This is a genomic window from Pseudomonas sp. AF03-9, assembly GCF_020515815.1.
Taxonomy (GTDB): Bacteria; Pseudomonadota; Gammaproteobacteria; order Pseudomonadales; family Pseudomonadaceae; genus Aquipseudomonas.
This window is the reverse complement of sequence record NZ_JAHPJF010000043.1, coordinates 1-5,624: the sequence shown is the minus strand read 5'-3', so window position 1 is coordinate 5,624 and position 5,624 is coordinate 1. Positions and strand designations below refer to the sequence as shown.

The 5,624-nt window shown below is 61.0% G+C and carries 1 protein-coding gene; it reads right to left on the bottom strand.

Features of this window, described 5'->3' with window-relative positions; all coding sequences use genetic code 11:
* Window positions 1-5,624, bottom strand: a 5,624-nt coding sequence (locus LIY36_RS27445) for a beta strand repeat-containing protein (protein ID WP_226457837.1), incomplete at both ends; no start/stop codon positions are given.

Genomic DNA, 5,624 nt, shown 5'->3' with positions numbered 1-5,624 from the left:
AACCATCACGTGGGGTTTCTTCGTCGGTCGCAGTGAACGTACCGGCGACGGTGCCCGCAGTGGCGGAGTTCTCTTCGATGGTGGCAGGAGCAACCTCGATTACCGGCACGTCGTTATGCAGGTTAACGGTCGGCTGGCCTTCGCCATTCGAGGAAGCACCCGCTGGATCGGTGACGGTCAGGTCGATCTTCGGCAGCTGGTTGCCAGCGTTAACGAAGTCCGCACCCTTCTGGGTCAGCACGACGTTGTTGCCGGAGATAGCGTAGTAGCCATCAGCGTTGCTGGTGCCGGTGAAGGAGATGGTCAAACCATCACGTGGGGTTTCTTCGTCGGTCGCGGTGAAAGTACCGGCGACGGTGCCTGCAGTAGCCGAGTTCTCTTCGATGGTGGCAGGAGCAACCTCGATTACCGGTACATCGTTATGCAGGTTAACAGTCGGCTGGCCTTCGCCATTCGAGGAAGCGCCCGCTGGGTCGGTGACGGTCAGGTCAATCTTCGGCAACTGGTTGCCAGCGTTAACGAAGTCCGCGCCTTTTTGGGTCAGCACGACGTTATTGCCGGAGATAGCGTAGTAGCCATCAGCGTTGCTGGTGCCGGTGAAGGAGATGGTCAAACCATCACGTGGGGTTTCTTCGTCGGTCGCAGTGAAAGTACCGGCGACGGTACCCGCAGTAGCCGAGTTCTCTTCGATGGTGGCAGGAGCAACCTCGATTACCGGCACATCGTTGTGCAGGTTAACGGTCGGTTGGCCTTCGCCATTCGAAGAAGCGCCCGCTGGGTCGGTGACGGTCAGGTCGATCTTCGGCAACTGGTTGCCAGCATTAACGAAGTCAGCACCTTTCTGGGTCAGGACCACGTTGTTGCCAACGATGCTGTAGTAGCCGTCGACGTTGCTGTTGCCCGTGAAGGAGATGGTCAGGCCATCACGTGGCGTCTCTTCGTCGGTCGCAGTGAACGTACCGGCGACGGTGCCCGCAGTGGCGGAGTTCTCTTCAATGGTGGCAGGAGCAACCTCGATTACCGGCACATCGTTGTGCAGGTTAACAGTCGGCTGGCCTTCGCCATTCGAATGCGCGCCCGATGGATCGGTAACAGTCAGATCAATCTTCGGCAGCTGGTTGCCAGCGTTAACGAAGTCCGCACCTTTCTGGGTCAGCACAACGTTATTGCCGGAGATAGCGTAGTAGCCATCAGCGTTGCTGGTGCCAGTGAAGGAGATAGTCAAACCATCACGCGGCGTCTCTTCGTCGGTCGCAGTGAACGTACCAGCAACGGTACCCGCAGTAGCCGAGTTCTCTTCCAGAGTATTGGCAACAACCTCAATCACCGGCACGTCGTTGACCAACGTCACATCCGGTGTGGCCGCGTCGTGCGAGCTGCCTTTATCGGCATCGGTCACGGTCAGGTCAATCGCAGGCAGCTTGTTACCGGCGTTGACGAAGTTCGCGCCCGCCAGGGTCAGTACCACGGCATTGCCAACGAGGGTGTAGTAGCCATCCTTGTTGCTGTCGCCAGTGAAGGTGACTTTCAGCTGGGCAACCGGGGTTTCAACATCGCTGACGGTGAAGGTACCGGCAACGGTGCCTTCCGCCACCTGGCCTTCCACCAGGTCATTGGCGACCACTTCGATGACGGGTAGGTCGTTGACCGAAATCACATTGATCGGCAGCGTGATCGACTCGGACTTAGGCGCCGCATCACCATCCTGCGCGGTGGCGGTCACGGTCAGGTTCACCAGACCGTAGGCGTTTGGCACCGGGTTGTAGACCAGTGTGGCCTTGCTCCAGTCGCTGATGTCGACGCTTTGGTTGCCGGCTGACGCGGTAAAGGTGTGGCCCGCGCCATCGGAAATGGTCGCGCCTTGCGGAATGCCGCTGATTTCCAGCTTGAGCGTCTCGGAGCCATCCTTATCGGTGGCGTAGGCGTCAATTGCGGACAACTTGATCGCGTGGTCTTCCAGGCCGGTGTTCAGCACCTGGGTCACGCTGATGTTGTCCATCACACCGCCAAGGGAGTTGTTGGCTTGGCCGGCCGGGGCCTTGAATTCGAGTTTGGCGTCACCGTCGACAGTCACCGGCACCACGAAGGTGTAGGTCTTCATGCCAACGACGGTGGTGTCCAGGGTGCCGACTTTGACGCCGCCCCAGAACACATCGATGACCGAGTTGTTCTCGGCGCCGGCACGCGGCGAGTAGTCGACCGAGATGGAGTACGCGGTACCGCTTTCAGCCTTGATGATGGTGTACAGGCTGGAGTCGTCGCCAGCGTTTTTCTCAAGCTCGATGACCTGGCTGTTGCCCGGGGTCTCTACGCCGTAGATGCTGCTCTGGCCGATTTCGACTTTGCCGTCGCTGTTGCCGGTCAACCACTGGGTGGTCGGCGCGGTGCCGGCTGCGTTGTTGGCATCGCCAACGGCAACCGTGCCCCACGAACCGTTGAGGTTCGCGCTGTCGAAGTTGATCGCGCTGACAACGCCGCCACCGAGCAGGCCCAGGTGTGGGGTGTCGGTGACCGGCGCGATGGTCACTGGAGCAGTGGTGACATCGCTGGCTTTACCGGCATTGTCGACCGCCGTGAAGGTCAGCGAGGTGCTGCCACTCCAGTCGGCGGTTGGGGAGAAGTAGACCGACGCCTTGCCGTCAGCGCCCGCAGGCACCGAATCGCCGACCTTCAGTTCGGTGGTCAGGCTGGCGTCGCTGTACAGCTTGCCGTTTTCCGGCAAGGCGGTAATGACGAAGTTGGCAACGGTACCGTCCACATCGGCGCCGCTGAGTACGATCGTGGCCGCGTGGTCTTCGTCCGCGCCTGCCGAGATGGCGGTTGCAGTCGGTGCGTCGTTGAACAGCTCGACGGTGACCTTGCCCGTGGCGGTGCTGGTTTCTGGCGGCTCACGGTCGAGGTTGCCGCCACCGTTATCGGTGACAGCGATGGACACAGTGCGATCAGTGCCGGCCGGGTTGTTGCCCGGGGCCTGGAAGGTGATCGCTTCAACCAGCTTGATGAAGTCGGCGGCGCTGCTGCCAGCCGGCGAGCTGCTGGTCAGGGTGTAGACGATCTTGCCATCGGCGGCGCTGCCGCTTTCGGTGATGGTGATACCGGCAACCGCGAGGGCCTTGAGCACGTCGGCGCTGCTGAGCAGGTCGCCGGACACCAGGTGATCAACGGTGACCACCACTTTGCTGAAGGTCTTGTTGTCGACGTCGGTGATGCTCAGGTTTTCAACCAGGGCCACTGCGCCTTTTTGCTCGACAAATTTGCTGCTGTCGAAGCCGATCACCGGCGCGTCGTTGACCGGAACCACGTAGATCACGGAGGTCGCCGGTGCCGAATCCGCCTGGCCGTCGTTCACGGTGATGGTCAGGTTGCGGTTGGCCGGGCTTGGGTCTTCGCTTTCGCTGGCGAAGTGCACCGAGCGCAGGACTTCCTGGTATTCAGCCTTGGTGGCTTCACCGGACAGGGTCAGCACGCCGGTGGTCTTGTCGTAGCTGACGGTGATTTTGGTGTTGCTGACATCCGCGATCAGCACGTCGTCGGCCAAGTGGTTGACCAGCGTGACCTTGGCGCTTTGCAGGGTGCTGTTGTCGACGTCGGTGATGGTCAGGTGCGCCGCGACATAGCCGCCTGGCTTGCCTTCGATGTAGGTGTCGCCGAACGCGTTGGTCGAATCGTTGCCCAGTACTGGCGCGTCGTTGACCGCCGTGACCACAACGCTGATTTTGCCGGTGGTGACTTCTTCAACGCCGGTGCTCAGCTCTTTGGCCGTGGCTTTCACGGTCAGGTCGAAGCTGGCCGTCGAGTCCTTGAACGGTGTAACCGTCAGGGTGCTCAGGTTCCAGGTGCTCACGTCGTACAGCGTGTTTGCGCCGGTCGAAATGATGCTGTGGCCAGTGGTGCCGTCGGTGATCACGGTGCCTTCCGGCAAGCCGCTGATTTCCACCTTGTGGGATTCCGAACCGTCGTTGTCGACAAACGTGGCGGTGATCGGCGCGAGCTTGATCGCGGTGTCTTCCAGGCCGTGGTTGTAGACGTTGCCGGTGTAATAGCCTTCGCCATTCACCACGTGGCTGTCGCCCAGCACCATGCCGGCGGCTTCCAGCGCGGCTGCGCTGGTGTAGGTCTGCAGGCCGCTGTTGCCCAGCGACGTCGACGGGCCGTTGTTGATCGACACGTTGACGTCGTAGTTGCCCGGGCCGTTCTGGTTGTAGTGGTAGACGTCGAGGGTGTAGTAGCCCGACTCGGTCGGCGTGTACGACGACCCGTTGATCCCGCTGCCTTGGCTCCAGGTCTCGGAAGCGACCAGCTTGCCGCCCACGGTGATTGCCAGACTGTCGTCGGCCGTACCCGTGAAGGTGTAGCTCTTGCCGGCTTCCAGGTAGACCAGGCCGGACACTTTGGTCGCGGTGCCTTCGGCCACATTGCCGTTGCTCACGTTGCTGGTCACGCCAGTGGACGCGGCGCTGTCAGCGGTCTGGCCGTTGATGACCTTGATCAGGGTGTTGGAGTCGGTCACGCCTTGACCATTGGTGCCCAACGCGCCCGGCAGGTTGCTGCCGGTCCAGGTTTGAATGGTCAGGCCGGTTGGTACCTGGCCGATGTTCAAGATCGGCACATCCGTCACCGGGTGAATATCCACGGTGATGGTTTTGGTGTCGCTGTAGGAGTTGCCGTCGGTGGCCTGGAACTTCAGCTCGGTGTAGTCACCTTGCTTGTTGCCCACGCCGGTACCGCCGAAGCTGTTGTCGCCGGACTCGTTCTCTGCCGGGGTGTAGCGCACGTTGTGGCCGTCGAAATCAGCCTGGGTGAAGACCTTGCCCGACGAGGTGTCGCTTTTCAGGTCGGCGGTGGTGAGCTTGACCCACTCGCCGTCGACTTTGTATTCGATGGAACCGGCCGGCAGGCTGGTGAACACCACGCCTGGGCTGGTGGAGTCTTCATCCTGGACACCGAAAGTCGACCAGGTCAGTTCGATCGGGGTGTCTTCGTTGCCTTCGATATGGTTGTCGATGGCGGTTGGGGTGTCGTCGACCAGGGTCACCGTCGGCTGGCCGGTGCCGTTGGAGTGGAGGCCTTCTGGGTCGGTGACGGTCAGGTCGATTTTTGGCAGTTGGTTGCCGGCGTTAACGAAGTCCGCGCCCTTTTGGGTCAGCACGACGTTGTTGCCTACGATGCTGTAGTAGCCGTCGACATTGCTGTTGCCGGTGAAGGAGATGGTCAGGCCATCACGCGGGGTTTCTTCGTCGGTTGCGGTGAAGGTACCGGCGACGGTACCGGCGCTGGCGGTGTCCTCAACAATGGTGCTGGCCGCAATTTCGATGACCGGTACATCGTTGTGCAGGTTGACGCTCGGTTGGTCGGAACCCGTGGAGTTCGCGCCCTGAGGGTCGGTAACGGTCAGGTCGATCTTCGGCAGTTGGTTGCCGGCGTTAACGAAGTCGGCGCCTTTTTGGGTCAGGACGACGTCGTTGCCAACGATGGTGTAGTAGCCGTCGGCGTTGCTGTTGCCAGTGAAGGAGATGGTCAGGCCATCACGTGGGGTTTCTTCGTCGGTCGCGGTGAAGGTACCGGCCACGGTGCCCGCAGTGGCGGAGTTTTCTTCCAGGGTGTTAGCGACCACTTCGATCACC